The organism is Paraburkholderia oxyphila NBRC 105797 (assembly GCF_000685075.1).
Taxonomy (GTDB): Bacteria; Pseudomonadota; Gammaproteobacteria; order Burkholderiales; family Burkholderiaceae; genus Paraburkholderia; species Paraburkholderia oxyphila.
Window position 1 is genome coordinate 16,670 of sequence record NZ_BAYD01000054.1, and the last position, 18,476, is coordinate 35,145.

Annotated in this window: 10 protein-coding genes and 1 pseudogene; 10 read left to right on the plus strand and 1 reads right to left on the minus strand. The window is 67.2% G+C overall.

Translation table 11 applies throughout. The annotated features are described in order from the left end of the window. Positions 1–21: 21 nt before the first annotated feature. Positions 22–546: a nucleoside 2-deoxyribosyltransferase gene (locus tag BO1_RS53120; protein ID WP_043286956.1), complete on the minus strand. Its 525-nt coding sequence runs from the start codon at positions 544–546 to the stop codon at positions 22–24. A gap of 288 nt (positions 547–834) precedes the next feature. On the opposite strand from BO1_RS53120, the pseudogene BO1_RS28685 reads away from it, so the two are divergent. The 10 genes and pseudogenes from BO1_RS28685 to recD all read left to right on the plus strand — a co-directional run. Further along, positions 835–1,197 (plus strand): annotated as a pseudogene (locus tag BO1_RS28685) (MFS transporter); the annotation flags it as partial. Positions 1,198–1,574: 377 nt separating this feature from the next. Next, positions 1,575–2,447 (plus strand): transporter substrate-binding domain-containing protein, encoded by an 873-nt coding sequence (locus BO1_RS28695; RefSeq protein ID WP_028220499.1) that lies wholly within the window; start codon positions 1,575–1,577, stop codon positions 2,445–2,447. A gap of 187 nt (positions 2,448–2,634) precedes the next feature. Continuing rightward, positions 2,635–3,876: an NAD(P)/FAD-dependent oxidoreductase gene (locus BO1_RS28700; protein WP_028220500.1), complete on the plus strand. Its 1,242-nt coding sequence runs from the start codon at positions 2,635–2,637 to the stop codon at positions 3,874–3,876. 167 nt (positions 3,877–4,043) lie between these two features. Continuing rightward, on the plus strand, positions 4,044–5,321 hold the full coding sequence (locus tag BO1_RS53125; protein WP_043286981.1) for an autotransporter strand-loop-strand O-heptosyltransferase: 1,278 nt from the start codon (positions 4,044–4,046) through the stop codon (positions 5,319–5,321). 60 nt (positions 5,322–5,381) lie between these two features. After that, positions 5,382–6,263 carry a sn-glycerol-3-phosphate ABC transporter permease UgpA gene (ugpA, locus tag BO1_RS28710; protein WP_028220501.1) on the plus strand — a complete coding sequence of 294 codons (882 nt, stop codon included), beginning with the start codon at positions 5,382–5,384 and terminating at the stop codon, positions 6,261–6,263. Between the two features lie 13 nt (positions 6,264–6,276). After that, positions 6,277–7,122 (plus strand): sn-glycerol-3-phosphate ABC transporter permease UgpE, encoded by an 846-nt coding sequence (gene ugpE / locus BO1_RS28715; RefSeq protein WP_028220502.1) that lies wholly within the window; start codon positions 6,277–6,279, stop codon positions 7,120–7,122. A gap of 104 nt (positions 7,123–7,226) precedes the next feature. Continuing rightward, complete coding sequence (locus BO1_RS28720; protein WP_028220503.1) at positions 7,227–8,363, plus strand: sn-glycerol-3-phosphate import ATP-binding protein UgpC; 1,137 nt, start codon at positions 7,227–7,229, stop codon at positions 8,361–8,363. 249 nt (positions 8,364–8,612) lie between these two features. Next, a complete protein-coding gene (gene recC, locus BO1_RS28725) occupies positions 8,613–12,236 on the plus strand; it encodes an exodeoxyribonuclease V subunit gamma (protein WP_245643924.1) in 3,624 nt (1,207 codons plus the stop codon). Continuing rightward, positions 12,233–16,087, plus strand: coding sequence for an exodeoxyribonuclease V subunit beta (gene recB, locus BO1_RS28730; RefSeq protein WP_043286961.1), 3,855 nt, complete (start codon positions 12,233–12,235; stop codon positions 16,085–16,087). The genes recC and recB overlap by 4 nt, the downstream gene beginning before the upstream one ends. Then, on the plus strand, positions 16,084–18,354 hold the full coding sequence (gene recD, locus BO1_RS28735) for an exodeoxyribonuclease V subunit alpha (RefSeq protein WP_028220506.1): 2,271 nt from the start codon (positions 16,084–16,086) through the stop codon (positions 18,352–18,354). The genes recB and recD overlap by 4 nt, the downstream gene beginning before the upstream one ends. The last annotated feature ends 122 nt before the right edge of the window (positions 18,355–18,476 follow it).

Here is an 18,476-nt window from a genome sequence, read left to right on the forward strand (position 1 = left end):
CGCCGTCGTGCGGCGGGGCGGCTAGTCCAGCCGTCCCCGCGCCATGGCCGCGAGGCACGCGCGCGCGTCGCCCGGCACGATGCGCGCCGCGCACGCGATCATGAGGTTTTTCGGCAGCCCGAAGTCCTCGACGAGAAAACCGCGCTCGCAGACCCGGCCCTGCGCACTGGGGTGCGAAGGCACGCGCTCGATCAGCGTGCCGGTGTCGGCTGAATAAGCCCAGATCTCCTTGCCTAGTGCGGCGGCAAAGCCGATCTCGAAAGCCGTGCCCGAGTCAGGCTCGCCCGGGCCGCGAAAATCGTTGACATTGGCCATCACGATGTCCGCGCTGCGGATGGCGTCGATGTTGGCGCGGTAGATCCACGCGGCCTGGCGCGGGCCGTCGAGATCGGCGGGCACCTGTACGTCCAGCGGGTAAAGACCCTCGAAGCCGAAGTCGCCACATGCGGCGACGAGCTGTGCGCCGTATTCGAGCGCGTCGGGGCGAAACACGTCGAATCCCGCGAGATAGACGCGCGGGCGACGGGGCGGGGCGGCATGAGTCATGGCGTGCGCTTCTCCATGCAATGTATCCGATACGAAACTCGACCGATGATTGTAGCCCTGCACCGGGCGTGCCCACAGATTCGGCCTTGCTTACATAATGGTGACAGTGCCGATTGCGTGCCGCTACGATTGTCCACTTTCCATTCACTGCAAGGCAGGGGCGTGGCCGGTAACATCGCGCCTGCAACGCCAGGCATAAGACCCGATTTTCCTGGCCGGTGCAGCGATGGCTCGCATGAACAACGCACGACCAACGCATGCAAGCGCCAGACCCATGATGGGGAGACCATGAATACCCTTACCAGCGGCCTTGCGAGCGCCCAACGGCAGCAGCTCGAATCCCGGGCCTACGCGAAAGCGACACTGCACCTGTTGCCCTTTCTCTTTCTTTGCTACGTTGCGGCCTATCTCGACCGCGTGAACGTCGGCTTCGCCAGGCTGCAGATGCTGAGCGACCTGCAATTCAGCGAGACCGTCTACGGCCTCGGGGCGGGGATCTTTTTCATCGGCTATTTCTTCTTCGAAGTCCCAGGCAATCTGCTCATGCATCGCGTGGGCGCGCGCAGGTGGATCGCGCGCATCATGCTCACGTGGGCGGTGATATCGGCGGCCTCGCTGTTCGTTAAGATGCCCACCCAGTTTCATCGGCTGGATGAAGGACGTCACGCATAGCACCAACGCGGGCATGTACTGCGTGGCGGCGGCGATGGTGCTGGGCGCCGCGCTCTCGCTGCCGCAGCCGAAGGAGATCGTCAACGGCTGAGCACGCGAGGCGGACCCATGCGACGCGAATGCAGCGGCTGCGGCCGCTGCTTTTTTTTCGCCTTGCGTTTCTCGCGACGGCGCCCGCGCGCTAACATCGCATTGGGCGGCGCGCCGTGCGAGCCATGCGGATCGGGCGCGTTGTGCAGGGCGCATCACTTCACGAATCGAAACGTCCATCGGGCATGGGGGAGCGAGTCATGAACCGGCTCAAGCGCGTGGCGAAGGGGCGGTGCCGGGCGTTGCGCAGTCTCGCCGGCGCGGCAATGCTGGCGCTGCCGTTGCTATTGCTGCAACCGGCTGGCGCACAGGTTGCGCAGCCCACGCTCGATAAGGTCCGCGCCGCGAACATGATTGCAATCGGCTATCGCGAGACGTCCGTGCCATTCTCGTATGTGGATGCGAACGGCAATGTGATCGGCTTTTCGCAGGACATCTGCAATCATGTCGTCGATGCGATAAAGGCGCAGATGCATCGCCCGAATCTGCAGGTTCGCTTCATTCCCGTGACTTCGCAGAACCGCATTCCGCTCGTGCAGAACGGCACCGTCGATCTCGAATGCGGCGTCACCACCAATCTGCAGGCGCGCCACAGCCAGGTGACGTTTTCCGATACGTTCTTCATTGCGAGCACGCGGCTCTTGACGCGCAAGGACTCGGGCATCCACGACTTCGGCGATCTCGTGGGCAAGACCGTGCTCACCAATCAGGGCACGACGTCCGAGACGATCCTGCGCCGCATGAATCTCGAGAAGCATATGAACATGCAGGTGATCAGCGCGAAGGACTACCGGCAGGGGCGCGAGATACTCGAATCGGGGCGCGCGGTTGCGTACATGATGGACGACGTGCTGCTCGCCGGCACGCGCTCGCTGACCGCGCATCCGTCCGACTGGGTGATCGTCGGCACGCCACAATCCTGGGAGCCCTATGCATTCATGCTGCGCAACGGCGATCCGGCTTTCCAGCAACTCGTGAACGAGACGATGAGCGCGCTCATGAAGAGCGGGCAGATCGGCGCGCTCTATACGAAGTGGTTCGAGCAGCCGGTGCCGCCCAAGGGCGTGAACTTTCACTTTCCGATGAGCGATACGCTGCGCGCGCTCTACGCGGCGCCGAACGACCGCGCGCTCGATTGATGGCGTGGTTGTCCTGCGGGCTCGTGCCATGTACACAAGCCGGGGCTTTGCCGTCCGCCGTGCAGACGTGAGATGATGCCGGTCCCGGCGCGCGCGGGCGGTGCGCGTCGTCAAGCCCAGACTGGCAAGGTGCCGTGCTCGATGGCCATGGCCCATGCGTGCGGCGAATCAATGAACGGGAGCGGACATGCAGGAAGCAGGCAACACAGTGGTGATCGTCGGGGCAGGGCACGCGGGCGGCAACGCGGCGGCGCTGCTGCGCCAGTACGGTTTCGAGGGGCGCATCGTGCTGGTGGGCGAAGAGCCGGTGCCGCCGTATCATCGTCCGCCGCTGAGCAAGACCTACCTGAAAGGCGAGGCCGATCTCGAGCGGCTCTGGCTCAAGCCGCGCCAGTTCTACGACGATCAGCGCATCGAACTGAAGCTCGGCGCGAGCGCGCAATCGCTCGACCGCGCGAGCCACACGCTGACGCTCAGCGACGGTACCGCGCTGCACTACGACAAGCTCATTCTCGCGACCGGCTCGACGCCGCGTGCCTTGACATTGCCGGGACACGACCTCGCGGGCATCGTGGCGCTGCGCTCGCTCGCCGACGCCGACGTGCTGCGCGAGCGCGTGAAGCCCGGCGAGCGGCTCGTGGTGATCGGCGCGGGCTACATCGGCCTCGAGGCCGCGGCCGCCGCCCGTCAACTGGGGCACGAGGTGACGGTGCTCGAGGCCGCGCCGCGCGTGCTGGGGCGCGTGACCGGCGAGACGGTCTCCACGTTCTACGAGAACGAACATCGCGCGCAGGGCGTCGACCTGCGCCTGAATTCGAAGATCGAGGCGTTCGTGGGCGAGCACGGCAAGCTCACGGGCGTGAAGCTCGCGGGCGGCGAGATCGTGCCCGCCACGCTCGCGCTGATCGGCATCGGCATCACGCCGAACGTCACGCTCGCCCAGGTGGCCGGCATCGCGTGCGCCAACGGCATCGAGGTCGATGAGGACGCGCGCACGTCGGACCCCGACGTGTTCGCCATTGGCGACTGCGCGAGCCGGCCGCTCGCGCACTACAGCCGCACGGGCCGGCTCGAGAGCGTGCACAACGCGGTGGAGCAGGCGAAGCTCGCCGCTTCGGCCATCGTCGGGAAGGCGCGGCCCGCGTGCGACGCGCCGTGGTTCTGGTCCGATCAGTACGACCTGAAGCTGCAGACGGTGGGGCTGCACGAGGGTTACGACGAAACCGTCGTGCGCGGCGACCCGGCCGCGCGCCGCTTCGCTGTCTACTACCTGAAGGACGGCGCGCTGCTGGCGGTCGATGCGGTGAGCTCGATGCCGGATTTCCTGTGCGGCAAGAAGCTCGTGGGCTCGGGCAAGCGGCTCGATCTCGCCGCGCTGCGCGACCCGGCCACGGATCTCGGCAAGTTCGCGGCGGCGGCGCTGGCGTAGCGCGCGAGCGCACCTTGAATTGCGGGGCTTGCTATTTGGCGAAGTTTTGATCTGCGTGCCGGGGCGCGGGGGCGGTGCTGCACTATCATCGCGGGCGCGACGGATCCGGGCGTTCTGGCTCGTCCGTCCGTCTCGAATATCGCAGCCACGCCAACAAGGTCCGCACGGTGCATGCATCCGATCATCCAGAATCGCGTCCCGCTCCTGAAGTTTCCGGGTTTTCCGATACGCAACGCGGCAGCCACGCGGCCAGTTTCGCGCGCGTGGACGCCCCTTGCCTTGAAGGCCCCGAGGGCATCCGCTACGACTTCAACTACGGGTGCCGTGTGCAGGTGCCGGTGGCGGGCTGGCGCGTGCGCATGGTCGATCTCGACACGCAGAACCTCGTGTTCGACGCCGCGCCTGCGGCCGGCGAGATCGTGGCGAGCCGCCGCAAATACTTCGTGCGATTCCTGCTGGAGGTGTTCGACGGCACCCGGCTGGTCTTCTCCCATGCATTCGATGCCGCCGACAAGCACGTCTGGATGACCATCGGCTCGGGCGCGCTGGGCGACGCGATCGCCTGGGTGCCGGCTATCGAGGCCTTTCGGCAGCGACACGCCTGCTCGGTGACGGTGCAGATGCGGCCATGGCTGCACGCGCTGTTCGAAGCCGGCTATCCGGCGCTGCGTTTCGTATCGGAAATGCCCGAGGCTTCCGGTACCCTGGACGACGACGGCAAGCCCATCTATGCAACCTACCGCGTGGGCTGCTTTTCGCCGTATGCCGACCGCGATCACCAGCCCACCGATCCGCGCGTGAGCAGCCTGCAAGACTTTGCCTCCTATCTGCTGGGCGTGCCGGCGGTGGAGCGGCGCACCCACGTCGTAGTGGCCGACCGCTCGCGCACCGTGGCGCAGCCCTATGTGTGCATCGCGGCACAGGCCTCGACGCAGTGCAAATACTGGAACAATCCGGACGGCTGGCGCAGGCTGGTCGCGCACCTGAAGGCGCGCGGCTATCGCGTGCTGTGCATCGACCGGGATCGCGAATATGGCCTGCCCGGCGCGCTTAACACGATGCCGGAAGGCGCCGAGGACTTCACCGGCGAGCGGCCCCTGCAGGAACGCGCGAGTCTGCTCGCGCACGCGGACTTCTTCGTCGGGCTGAGCAGCGGACTCTCCTGGCTTGCGTGGGCGGTGGGGGCGCCTGTGGTCATGATCAGCGGCTTTTCGCATCCGAAAAACGAGTTCCATACACCGTGGCGCGTGATCAATTTTCATGGCTGCAATAGCTGCTACAACGACAGCACAGTCGAGTTCGACAGCGACTTCGGCTGGTGTCCGCGCCACGCGGGCGACGCGCTGCGCTATCAGTGCACGACCGTGATCACCGCGGGCCAGGTCATCAGCGTGGTGGAAGAGCTGATCGCAGCGCGTGGCGCATCGTTAAGGGGCGTGTCTTGACTCTCGGCTAAAATGCAGGCGCGCGCCGGTGCGGCGCCGCAACCCGAGGAGATCGAAGCGATGGAACAACGCTCCCGTTTCGGCGCGAGCCTGCTGCCTTATCTGCTGGTCGGCCCACAACTCGCGGTCACGGCCGTATTCTTTCTCTGGCCCGCGGGCGTCGCGCTCCTGCAATCCACCGAGGCCGAAGACGCCTTCGGCACCTCCTCGGAATTCGTCGGCTTCGCGAATTTCGCGCATCTGTTCAAAGACCCGCTGTATCTGGATTCCATCAAGACGACGGTCGTCTTTGCCGCGCTCGTGACCGTGTGCGGCCTCGTGCTCTCGCTCGTGCTCGCCGCCATGGCGCATCATGTCACGCGCGGCAAGCGCTTTTACCAGACCTTCCTGATCTGGCCGTACGCGGTGGCGCCGGTGATCGCGGCGGTGCTCTGGGGCTTTCTCTTCAATCCGAGCATCGGCCTCGTGACTTACACGCTCGCGCGCGTGCATGTCGTATGGAATCACGCGCTCAATCCAGGGCAGGCCATGACGCTCGTGGTGGTGGCGTCCGTGTGGCAGCAGATCAGCTATAACTTCCTGTTTTTCTACGCGGGGCTGCAGGCCATTCCGCAGTCGCTCTTCGAGGCCGCGGCCATCGACGGAGCGGGGCCGGTGCGGCGCTTCTTCGGCATTGCCTTGCCGCTGCTCTCGCCCACGAGTTTCTTTCTGCTCGTCGTGAATGTGGTCTACGCACTGTTCGACACTTTCCCGGTGATCGACGCGGCGACGGGCGGCGGCCCAGGGCAGGCTACGCGTACGCTCGTCTACAAGATCTTCGACGAAGGCTTTCGCGGGCTCGATATCGGCAGCTCGGGCGCGCAGTCCGTGGTGCTGATGCTGCTCGTCACGGCGCTCACGATCTTCCAGTTCCGCTTCATCGAACGGCGGGTCCAGTATTAGGGGTTGCTCACCTATGATCGAGAACCGCAAATACTTCAACCTCTTCTGCCACGCGATGCTGTTGCTCGGCGTGGCCGTGGTGGCGTTTCCCGTCTATGTCGCGTTCTGCGCGGCGACGATGAACGCGCAACAGGTCTTTTCGGTGCCGCTTTCGCTCGTGCCCAGCACGCATCTGCTCGAGAACGCGGCAACGGTCTGGAACGTGGGCACGGGTAATGCCGCGAGCCCGTTCGGCAAGATGCTGCTCAACAGCGTCATCACGGCGCTGGTGATCTCGGTGGGCAAGATCGCGATCTCCATCATTTCCGCCTATGCGATCGTGTTTTTCCGCTTCCCGTTTCGGCGCCTTTCGTTCTGGCTCATCTTCGTGACGCTGATGCTGCCCGTGGAAGTGCGCATCTTTCCCACGGTGCAGGTCGCGGCCACGCTGCATCTCACCAACACCTATGCGGGGCTCACGCTGCCGCTGATCGCCTCGGCCACCGCCACGTTTCTGTTTCGCCAGTTCTTTCTCACGCTGCCCAACGAGCTGATCGAGGCGGCGCGCATCGACGGAGCGGGTCCGCTGCGCTTCTTCTGGGACGTGGTGCTGCCGCTTTCGAAGACCAATATCGCGTCGCTCTTCGTCATCACGTTCATCTACGGCTGGAACCAGTACTTGTGGCCGATCCTGATGTCGAGCACGGCGTCCATGACGACTTCCGTGGTCGGCATCAAGAGCATGATCGCGAGCGGCGACGCGGCCACGCAATGGCATCTCGTGATGTGCGCGACGATGATCGCGATGCTGCCGCCGCTCGTCGTGGTGCTGGCGATGCAGCGCTGGTTCGTGCGCGGGCTAGTGGATGTGGAGAAGTGACGCGTGATGATGAAGGCGAGGCATATCGGGCAGACGGTGAACGAACAAGCGAACGAGCCAACGAAACATCGAACGAAACTTCAAACGAGTGAGCGGGAGACGGCATGGCGGCATTGAGCATGCGGGGCGTGACGAAATCGTACGACGGTGCGCAGCGGGTGCTGCACGGCATCGACGTGGAGGTGGCGGACGGCGAATTCATGGTGCTCGTGGGGCCTTCCGGCTGCGGGAAATCCACGCTGCTGCGCATGGTGGCCGGGCTCGAGAGCGTGAGCTCGGGCGAGATCGGGATTGGCGGCAAGGTCGTCAACCGCATGGAGCCGAAGGACCGCGACATCGCGATGGTGTTTCAGAACTACGCGCTTTATCCGCATATGACGGTGGCGCGCAACATGGGCTACAGCCTCAGGCTGCAGGGGCTCGAGCGCCGTGAGATCGATGCGCGCGTGGCGGCGGCGGCCGAGATCCTCGAGCTCGGCGCGCTGCTCGAACGCAAGCCGCGCGAGCTCTCGGGCGGGCAGCGCCAGCGCGTGGCGATGGGGCGGGCCATCGTGCGCGAGCCCTCGGTGTTTCTCTTCGACGAACCGCTTTCGAATCTCGACGCGAAGCTGCGCGTGCAGATGCGCCTCGAGATCCAGCGCCTGCATGCGCGCCTGCGCACGACGAGCCTCTATGTCACGCACGACCAGATCGAGGCGATGACGCTCGCGCAGCGCGTGATGGTGCTCAACGGCGGGCGCGCCGAGCAGATCGGCACGCCCGGCGAGGTGTACGACCGGCCCGCGTCGATGTTCGTGGCGAGCTTCATCGGATCGCCGGCAATGAATCTGCTGCGCGGCCGCGTGAGCGCGGATGGCCAGCGCTTCGAGACGGCGGGCATGGGCCCGCAACTGCCGCTGCCGATCGAGCAGCTCCCGGCCGGCTTGCGCGCGGCGCTGCAGCCGGGACGCGAATGCGTGCTGGGTGTGCGCCCCGAGCACATGCACGGCAATGGCAATGGCGGCGATAGCGGCGATAGCGGCAATCGGCAGCCGGAGGCGGGCGAGCCCGCCTCCCTCGAGGTCGAGACCTGCGAGCTGCTTGGCGCGGACAATCTCGCGCATGGCCGCTGGGGCAGCAACGAGGTGGTCGTGCGTCTGCCGCACGAGGTGCGCCCCGCGCGCGGCGAGCGCATTGCCGTGCGCCTGCCGGCGGAGCGCCTGCATTTCTTCGATCCCGCCGCGGGAACCCGCCTCGGCTGAGGCGCCAATGTCGTAACATGTCGCTTCGGGCCGGCCTGCACCGCCGGCCCGCGCCGCGCTTTGCATCGCGCTTGGCATCGATTTCCCTTCGGTTTCGTATCGGAAAGCGCGCGCGGCGCATCAGATTTCCTATCGGCAACAAACATTACCAGGCGACATGGCCGCATTCCTTACGCTTGAAGCTCGCTCACAGCGCTTAGCAATCGATCACGGCGGCCATACCGCCCGCGCCCCTCGAGGAGGCTGCCTTTGAGCGCGCGCGAATTGCCCGCGGGGCTGATGCTCGTTCACGGCAACGAACCCGAGCGCCTGCGCGACCTGATCGTGCAATGGATCGGCCAGCACCCCATCGCGCCGCTCGAAAAGGAAATGTTGCTCGTGCAAAGCAACGGCATTGCGCAGTGGCTCAAGCTCGCGTTTGCGGCCGACCCCGAGGACGGCGGCTGCGGCATCGCGGCGGCGCTCGAAATGTCGCTGCCGTCGCGCTTTCTTTGGGCGGTGTATCGCGCCGTGCTGGGCGAGGACGCGGTGCCGCCCGTTTCTCCGTTCGACAAATCGCGCCTCGTCTGGCGTCTCATGCGCATGTTGCCCGCGCTGCTCGACACGCCCGGCTATGAGCCGCTCAAGCGCTTCATGGCGAACGACGAGGAGCAGCGCAAGTGCTTCCAGCTCGCGCAGCGCGTGGCCGATCTGTTCGACCAGTACCAGGTCTATCGGGCCGACTGGCTCGCCGCGTGGGCCGCGCACGACGACGTGGTGATCGACGCGCGCAACAACCGCGTGCCGCTCGCCGACGACGCCCGCTGGCAGGCCGCGCTTTGGCGCGCGCTGCTGGCCGACGTGAGCGCGAGCGCGCCGCAAGGCAGCGAGCTTGCACAAACGGGCCGCGCCGCCGTGCACGAACGCTTCATGGCGCGTGCGCAGGCGTGGCAGGAGGGCGATGCGCGTCCGCGCGCGCTGCCGCGCCGCCTCGTCGTGTTCGGCATTTCGAGCCTGCCGCGCCAGTCGCTCGAAGTGCTTGCCGCGCTCGCGCGCTGGAGCCAGGTGCTGCTGTGCGTGCACAACCCCTGCATGCATTATTGGGCCGACATCGTCGCCGATCAGGACCTGCTGCGCGCGCGGCACGCGCGCCAGCGCCGCCGTGCGGGCGCGCCGGCCATACTCGACGAGTCGCAACTGCATCTGCACGCGCAGCCCTTGCTGGCGGCATGGGGCAAGCAGGGGCGCGACTTCATCGGCCTGCTCGACGAATACGATAGCGACGAAGCGCGCGAGACCTACACGCCGCATTTCACGCGCATCGGCCAGCGCATCGATCTGTTCGACGGCGCCGACGCGCACACGCTGCTGCAGCAATTGCAGGACGACATTCGCGATCTGCGGCCCTTGCCCGAAACGCGCGAGCATTGGCCCGCGGTCGACCCGCAGGTGGACGAGTCGATCCGTTTCCATGTCGCGCACAGCGCGCAGCGCGAAGTGGAGATCCTGTATGACCGGCTGCTCGCGGCATTCGCGGCGGACCCGGCCCTGCGGCCGCGCGACGTGATCGTCATGGTGCCCGACATCGAGGTCTACACGCCGCACATTCAGGCCGTGTTCGGCCTCGTCGAGAGCGACGATCCGCGCTATATCCCGTTCAGCATCGCGGACCGCGCGCAACGTGCATTCGATCCGCTGATTGGCGCGCTGGAAATGCTGCTCTCGCTGCCCCACGCGCGCGTGACGGTGAGCGACGTGCTCGACCTGCTCGAAGTGCCGGCCGTGCGCGCGCGCTTTGGCATCGAGGCCGAGGACGTGCCCACGCTGCGCAACTGGATCGACGGCGCGAATATCCGCTGGGGCCTGCATGGCGAGCAGCGCGCAAGCCTGGGGCTGCCACAAGGCGCAGATGCGAGCGCGCCAAATAGCTGGGCCTTCGGGCTGCGGCGCATGCTGCTCGGCTACGCAGCGGGAGACCGTTCGGGCACATGGCGCGGCATCGAGCCGTATGCGGAAATCGGCGGCCTTGACGCCGCGTTGCTCGGGCCGCTCACGCGTCTCGTCGATGCGCTCGACCATGCATGGCGCACGCTGCGCGAGCCGGCCAGCGTCGACGTCTGGTGCGAGCGACTGCGCGCGTTGAAGGCCACGTTCTTCGCCGCCGATGAGGGCGAGGACGCCTATACGCTGGAACGTCTCGACAACGCGCTGGAAACGTGGCGCGAGGCGTGTAGCGAAGCTGCGCTCACGCAAGCGCTGCCGCTCGCGATTGTCGCGGAAAACTGGCTCGGGCAGCTCGACGGCGGCGGTCTCGCGCAGCGCTTTTTCGCGGGCGCGGTGACGTTCGCGACGCTCATGCCGATGCGGGCGATTCCGTTTCGCCATGTCTGCCTGCTGGGCATGAACGACGGCGACTATCCGCGCAGCCGCACGCCGCTCGATTTCGACCTGATGCGGCGTGACTATCGGCCTGGTGATCGCTCGCGCCGCGAGGACGACCGCTATCTGTTTCTCGAAGCGCTGCTTTCCGCGCGCGATCATCTGCATATTTCGTGGGTGGGCCGCAGCGTGACCGACAATACGCCACGGCCGCCCTCGGTGCTGGTCGGGCAGTTGCGCGACCATCTGAAGGCCGGCTGGCGGCTCGAGCGCGAAGGACGCGAGGAGCACGAAGAGGACAATGAGCACGAAGCGCCTCACGCGCTGCTCGATGCACTGACGATCGAACATCGGCTGCAGCCGTTCAGCCCCGACTATTTTCCCGCCGATCCGCGCAGCGCGACGCTCTATACCTATGCGCACGAATGGAGCCGCCCCGCGCCGTTGGCCGGCGCGGCGCAGGTGGACGCATCATTGCCCGCGTCCGAGCGCGACGAGCCGCTGTCCGTGCGCGAGCTGGGCGAATTCCTGCGCGATCCGGTGCGCAGCTTCTTTCGCCAGCGTCTGCGCGTCGGGCTCGAAATGCAGGACGAGGCGAGCGAGAATCACGAGCCCTTCGAAGTGGATGCGCTGCAGGCGTGGCAGTTGCAGGGCGAATTGATCCGTGCGCAGTTGAGCGCGATGGAGCAAGGCGAAGCGGGCCTCGACACAGCGGCGCGCGCACGGCTCGAACGCATGCACCGCAGCGGCGACCTCGCGGCGGGCGGCTTCGGCGAAGTCATCGGCGAAGAACTGCTCGCGCCAATGCAGGACCTGTTCGGCGAATATCGCAAGGCGCTCGCGCGCTGGCCCACGCCGCTCGCGGGCCAATACGAAATACGCCTCGATGCGCAGATCGGCGGGCGCGCGCTCGCGATTCAGGACTGGATCGACGACGTCCGCGAAGGCGAGGGCGGCGCACTGGGGCGCGTCATTCTCGACGCCGGCACGCTCGTGAAGGACAACAAATATCGCGGCGAGCGTCTCGTCGCTTACTGGGTCGCGCATGTCGCCGCGCAACTGGCCGCGGGCGAGGTCACGACGGTGATCGTGAGCAAGGTGGGCGTGGCGGAGTTTGCGCCCGTGGCGCCGGCCGTCGCGCGCGCGTGGCTGCTCGCGCTGCTCGCAGCCTGGGACGAAGGCGGGCGGCGGCCGCTTCCGCTGGCCGTGAAGACCGCGTTTGCATGGCTGCGCAAGCTGCCAGTCGATTTCGGCGGTTCGGCCGGAACGGTGCCGGCCGAGGCGTGGGACGCTGCGCGCACGGCCTATGAGGGCGCTGCGCGCATGCCCGGCGAGCGCGAGACCAATCCCTATCTGCGCCGGGCGTTCGCCGATTTCGATGCACTCATTGAAAGCGACGAATTCGTTGCGCTGGCAACCACATTGCTGCAGCCGGTGCAGCGCGCACCGCTTGCTTCATCGAAACCCGACCGTGCCGCGCCGAGCGCAGCCGACTCCGCTGGAGAAACCGCATGACCCCGGCAGACGACATGATCGCCGACGTGCTGGAGCCATTGCGCTTCCCCCTTTACGGCAGCCGCCTGATCGAAGCGAGCGCGGGCACCGGCAAGACGTTCACGATTGCGATGCTGTACGTGCGTCTCGTGCTGGGCCATAGTGGCCAGAGCGCGGGGCAGGGCGACGAAGCACTCGAGCACGACGCAACGGGGGGAGCGCATGGGGGCATGCGCCCGCTCACGCCACCCGAGATCCTCGTGGTGACCTTCACGGACGCCGCCACGAAAGAGCTGCGTGAGCGCATTCGCGCGCGCTTGATCGAAGCGGCCGAGTATTTCCGCGCGCTGCCCGAAGACGTGCCGCTGCGCTCGCCCGGCGAGGATCTGCTATACGACTTGCGGGAGGAGTACGCGCCGGAGCGGTGGCCCGCTTGTGCGCGGCGCCTGCAGCTTGCCGCCGAATGGATGGACGAGGCGGCCGTCTCGACGATCCACGGCTGGTGCAACCGCATGCTCAGCGAGCACGCGTTCGATAGCGACAGCCTCTTTTCGCAGACGCTGGAGACGGACCAGACCGAGCTGCGTGCCGAAGTGGTGCGTGACTACTGGCGCACCTTCATGGCGCCGCTCGATGCGCAGAGCGCGAAAGAAGTCCGTGCATGGTTTGGGAGTCCAGACGACTTGCACGGTGCGATTCGCGGGCTGCTCGCGCATGCGGATCTGTTGCCCGACGCGCCCGCGCCCGCGGAGGCGCTGCTCGACGCCCGCACGCGGGCGCAAGAGGCGCTCGAAGCCCTCAAGGCGCCGTGGCGCGCAGGCATCGACGAAGCCCAGGGGCTGATCGCGGCGGCGCGCGAAAAGAAGCAGTTCGACGCGAAGAGGCTGAACACGCGCCATGGAGAAACGTGGTTCGGCAAGCTGCGCGAATGGGCGAACGACCCGCAGAGCACGCACCCCGGCTTCAAGGACGACGCGGCGGTCTGGACGCGTCTCACGCCTGCGGGCCTCGCCGAAATCTGGAAGGACGGCCCGCCGCCGGTACACGCCTGCTTCACCGCGATGGAGACCTTGCGCGAGGCGCTTGCTGCGCGCCCCGAGGCGAAGCTGCCCATTCTCTGCCATGCGGCGCGGTGGGTGGCGCAACGCTTCGAGCAAGAAGAGGCCCGTCGTTCGCAAATGGGCTTCGACGACCTGCTCACGCGCCTGCTCGCGGCGCTGAAAAAGCCGAACGGGCCGCGTCTTGCCGAAATCATACGCAAGCAGTATCCGGTTGCGCTGATCGACGAGTTCCAGGATACCGATCCGGTGCAGTACCAGATCTTCGATGCGGTCTACGACATCGAAGCGAACCGCAGCGAGACGGCCATCATATTGATTGGCGATCCGAAGCAGGCGATTTACGCGTTTCGCGGCGCCGATATTTATACCTACCTGCGTGCGCGGCGCGCGTGTGCGGGGCGTCTCTACACGCTCAAGAAGAACTTCCGCTCCACACGTGCGATGGTCGATGCGGTGAACCGCTGTTTCGAGGCGGCGGAGTTGCGCCCCGAAGGGAGCGGTGCATTTCTGTTTCGTGGCGCGCAAGGCGAGACGAACGCGTTGCCGTTCGTTGCCGCGGATGCGCATGGCCGCGCCGACGAACTGGAGGCGGCCGGCAACGTGCTTGCGGCGCTCAACGTCTGGTGGCTGCCCGGCACGGAAGACGGCAAGCCGTTGAGCAAGACCGCTTACTTTGCAAGCATGGCCGCGAGCTGCGCGACCGAGATGGTGCGCCTGCTCAACCTGGGCCAGGCACAGGCGGCGGGCTTCGCAGGCGAGCACGGGCTGCGGCCCTTGAGGCCTGCGGACATGGCCGTGCTCGTGAACAATCGCGACGAGGCGCGCGCCATTCGCGAGGCGCTCGCGCAGCGTGGCGTGCGCAGCGTCTATCTGTCCGATCGCGATTCCGTCTATCAAACGCCGCAGGCGGAGGAGTTGCGCTACTGGCTCGGCGCCTGCGCGGAACCCGACGATGGGCGCCTCGTGCGCAGCGCGCTCGCGACGGCAACGCTTGGCCTCGCGTGGAGCGAGCTCGATGCGCTCGGCCGCGACGAGATCGCATGGGAAGCGCGCGTGCTGCAATTCCGCGGCTATCGGGAGGTATGGCGCAAGAAGGGCGTGCTGCCGATGCTGCGGCGTCTGCTCAACGACTTTCACGTGCCGCAGCGCCTGCTCGGGCAGAGCGCGGCTTCGGGCCTCAATGGCGAGCGCGCGCTCACGAACCTGCTGCATCTGGCTGAGCTGCTTCAGCAGGCGAGCACGCAGCTCGACGGCGAGCATGCGCTCATCCGCTATCTCGACGAGCAGCGCGATGACGAAAGCGCGGGCGGCGGAGGCGATGCGCGCCAGCTGCGCCTCGAAAGCGATGCGGGGCTCGTGCAGGTGGTGACGATCCACAAGTCGAAGGGTCTTGAATACCCGCTCGTGTTCTTGCCGTTCGCGTGCGCGCATCGCGCCGTGAAGGCCGACGACGTGCCGTTCAAGTGGCACGATGAAGACGGCGAGCTGCGTGTCACGCTCGAAGCGGACCCGCGCGTGCTCGAACAGGCCGACCGCGAACGGCTCGGCGAGGACCTGCGCAAGTTGTACGTCGCGCTCACGCGCGCGCGCTACGCGACGTGGATCGGCTACGCGCCCGTGCAAAGCTTGGAGTCGAGCGCGTTCGGCTACCTCGTGGGCGGCGGCGCGGCATTGCCGGCGGACCAGAGCGCGACGCTGCTCGAGACCTTGCGCGGATCGTGCACGGATATTGCCGTGGCGCAGGCGCCGGAGCCCGGCAACGAAGTCTTCGCACAGCAGGGACCGGGCGCGGTGCGCGGACGTGCACGCACGTTCCCGCGCCGCGCGCGCGTACCGTGGTGGATCGCGAGCTATTCGAGCCTGAAGACGGTGGAAGGTGCGCAGGACGCCTATGCCGCGCACGCTGAAGAAGAGGCGCGCTTGGCGCCCGATACGCGCGGCGAAGACGTGTTCCTCGAACTGCTGGGTGCCAGCGCGCCCGCTGACGATGACGCCGCGCTTGCGATGCCCGAGGCGAACGCCATTGCGCCAGCGGACGCGCCGATGCACGGCTTCCCACGCGGCGCCGATGCAGGCAGCTTCCTGCATGAGTTGATGGAATGGGTGGCGAACGAGGGCTTCGCGGAGATCGCGCAAGACAGGGACAACGCGCGATTGCGCGACATGATCGCGCGCCGCTGCAGCGTGCGCGGCTGGGATCGCTGGATCGACACGCTCACGCAGTGGATGCTGGAGTTCATCAGCATGCCGTTGCATTTGCCGGCATTCGATGGCGAGGCGGTGCCGCCCGTCGTGCCCGCGGCGCTCGACAAGTCGTCCTATATGGCCGAAATGGAGTTCTGGGTCGCCGTGCACAAGGTGGACACGCAGGAACTCGACGCGCTGGTCACGGCGCTGACACTGGACGGCGCCGCTCGCCCGCCACTGGACGCGGCGCGGCTGAACGGCATGCTCAAGGGCTTTATCGACCTCGTGTTCATCCATGAAGGCCGCTACTACGTGGCCGACTACAAGTCGAACTGGCTGGGACCCGACGACGCGTCGTATACGGCAGCAAAGATGCGCTCGCAAATCCTCCATTCGCGCTATGAATTGCAATACGTGCTTTATCTGTTCGCGCTGCACCGCCTGCTCAAGTCGCGCTTGCCTGACTACGACTACGACCGTCACGTGGGCGGCGCGGTCTACATGTTCCTGCGCGGCGGCCGCGCGCCGAGCCAGGGGCTGCACTGCGAGCGCCCACCGCGCGAGCTGATCGAGCAACTCGATGCGCTGTTCGCGCATCACGGCGCGCTGGAGGACGCAGTATGACGAAGCGACGTATCACGGGGGCACGCGGGCCGAAGGACGGCATCGGCGTGACCGGGGACCTGTTCGAGCAATTCGATGGCGGCCAGGACGAGACGCCGGAGGAGCCGGTGCGCAGCATCATGCAAACCGATTTGGTTGTGTGCGCAACGGCATGCGAATCGTCTGCGCAGATGCTCGCTACCCTCGGCCGCTGGGTCGAGCGCGGCTGGCTGCGTACGCTCGACGGCGCCTTCGCCCGCTTTCTGCTGGACGAAGCGCCCGATGCACCGCCGCTGTTATTGCTGGCCGCCGCGCTCGCGAGTCACCAGCTGGGGCGTGGGCACGTTTGCCTCGACTTGCACGCGACGCTCGACGATCCGGCCTTCGCGCTTTCGTTGCCGCCGGATGGCCCGCAGCTGCCTGCCGACGAACCCCCTTTGCCGCCCGCCGAGGTGCTGGCTGGCGTGACGCTCACGCAGTGGCTGGGCGCGCTCGACATGCCCGAGCTGGTCGGCCGCGAGCAAGGCAATACGCCGCTCGTGCTCGCGGGCACGCGCCTCTACCTGCGGCGCTACTGGCAGTACGAGCAGGATGTGCGTGCGGGTATCGAAGCGCGGCTCGCGCAGGGCGCCCGGCTCGAGGCCGAGTTGCCCCCGGCGCTCGCGCGTGCGGCGCTCGAGGCGCTGTTTGCGCCGCGCCGCGCCGATGCGAAAGGCGCGGACTGGCAGAAGCTCGCTTGTGCGCTCGCGGCGCGCAGCGCCTTCAGCATCATCACGGGCGGTCCCGGCACCGGCAAGACGACCACGGTCGTGAAGCTGCTCGCGCTGCTGCAGACGCTGGCGCTGGGCCGCGCGGCGAATCCGCAGAACCCCGGCGGGCGGCCGCTGCGGATTCGCCTCGCGGCGCCCACGGGCAAGGCGGCGGCGCGCCTGAACGAATCGATCGCGGGCGCCGTTGCACGGCTGCCGTTCGAGGCGCTCGCGCAGCAGGTGGACGCCGCCGCGCTGAGCAGCGCGATTCCCACCGTGGTGACGACGTTGCACCGCGTGCTCGGCACGCGGCCGGGGAGCCGGCGCTTTCGCCACGACGCGGGCAATCCGCTGCCCGTCGACGTGCTCGTGATCGACGAGGCCTCCATGGTCGATCTCGAGATGATGGCGGCCGTGCTCGATGCCTTGCCGCCCACGGCGCGTCTCGTCCTGCTCGGCGACAAGGATCAATTGGCCTCGGTGGAAGCGGGCGCGGTGCTGGGCGAGCTCTGCAACCGCGCGCGCGAAGGCCACTACACGCAGGCGTCGCGCAGCTGGCTCGAGGCCGCGACGGGCGAGCGGATCGATGCCGCGATGCTCGATGCGCGCGGCACGCCGCTCGATCAGGCCGTGGCCATGCTGCGCGAGAGTCATCGTTTCGCATCGGAAAGCGGCATCGGCGCGCTGGCCGATCTCGTCAACGTGGGCGACGCCACGGGCGTGGCGAAAATCTGGCGGCATGGCTACGCGGATCTCGCACGGCTCGTTTGTCCTGCGCACGACGACGCGCCGCTGCGCGCGCTCATCGTCGACGGCGTCGTGAGCGAGGCGCCGGAAGCGCACGAGGCGCGCGATGTCCCCGGGCGGGACGCGCAGCGGCGCGGCTACCGGCACTACCTGACGACGATGCGTGCCTTGCGTCCCGCGCCGGGCGCGTCGCCCGAGGCGCTGTCCGAATGGGCGGCCGCGGTGCTGAGGGCGCATACCGAGTTCCAGCTGCTGTGCGCGCTGCGGCGCGGCGCATGGGGCGTGGAAGGGCTCAACCGGCGCGTTGCGCGGATCTTGCAGGAGGAGAGGCTGATCGATCCGCTCGGCGACTGGTACGCGGGCCGGCCGGTGCTCGTCACGCATAACGACTACGAGCTCGGCTTGATGAACGGCGATATCGGCATCGCGCTCGATCTGCCGGTGGAGGCGGGCGCGCCTCCGGTGCTGCGCGTGGCCTTCCCGGCCGGTGACGGCACGGGTGGGGTGAAATGGGTGTCGCCGAGCCGCCTGCAGGGTGTCGAGACCGTGTTTGCGCTCACCGTCCACAAGTCCCAGGGCTCGGAGTTCACGCACGCGGCGCTCGTGCTGCCCGATACCTACAGTCCGATCCTCACGCGCGAACTCGTCTACACCGGTATCACGCGGGCGCGTGCGTTTCTCACGCTGGCGCTTCCCGAGGGGCGCTCGGTGCTCGATCGCGCGGTTCAGGCGAAGGTCCAGCGCGCGAGCGGCTTGATGGCGGTGCTTGCCCGCGACGCCGAGGCTCAGTGAGGCTGGACGGCCCGCGCGGGTTTCTCATCCGATAAAGAGAAAACAATAAGGGCCGCGCGGGTCAGGCCACGCAGGCAAGTGAGCCTGGCGTGGTCCGGCCTGCGCGGCCCAGCCTGCGCGGC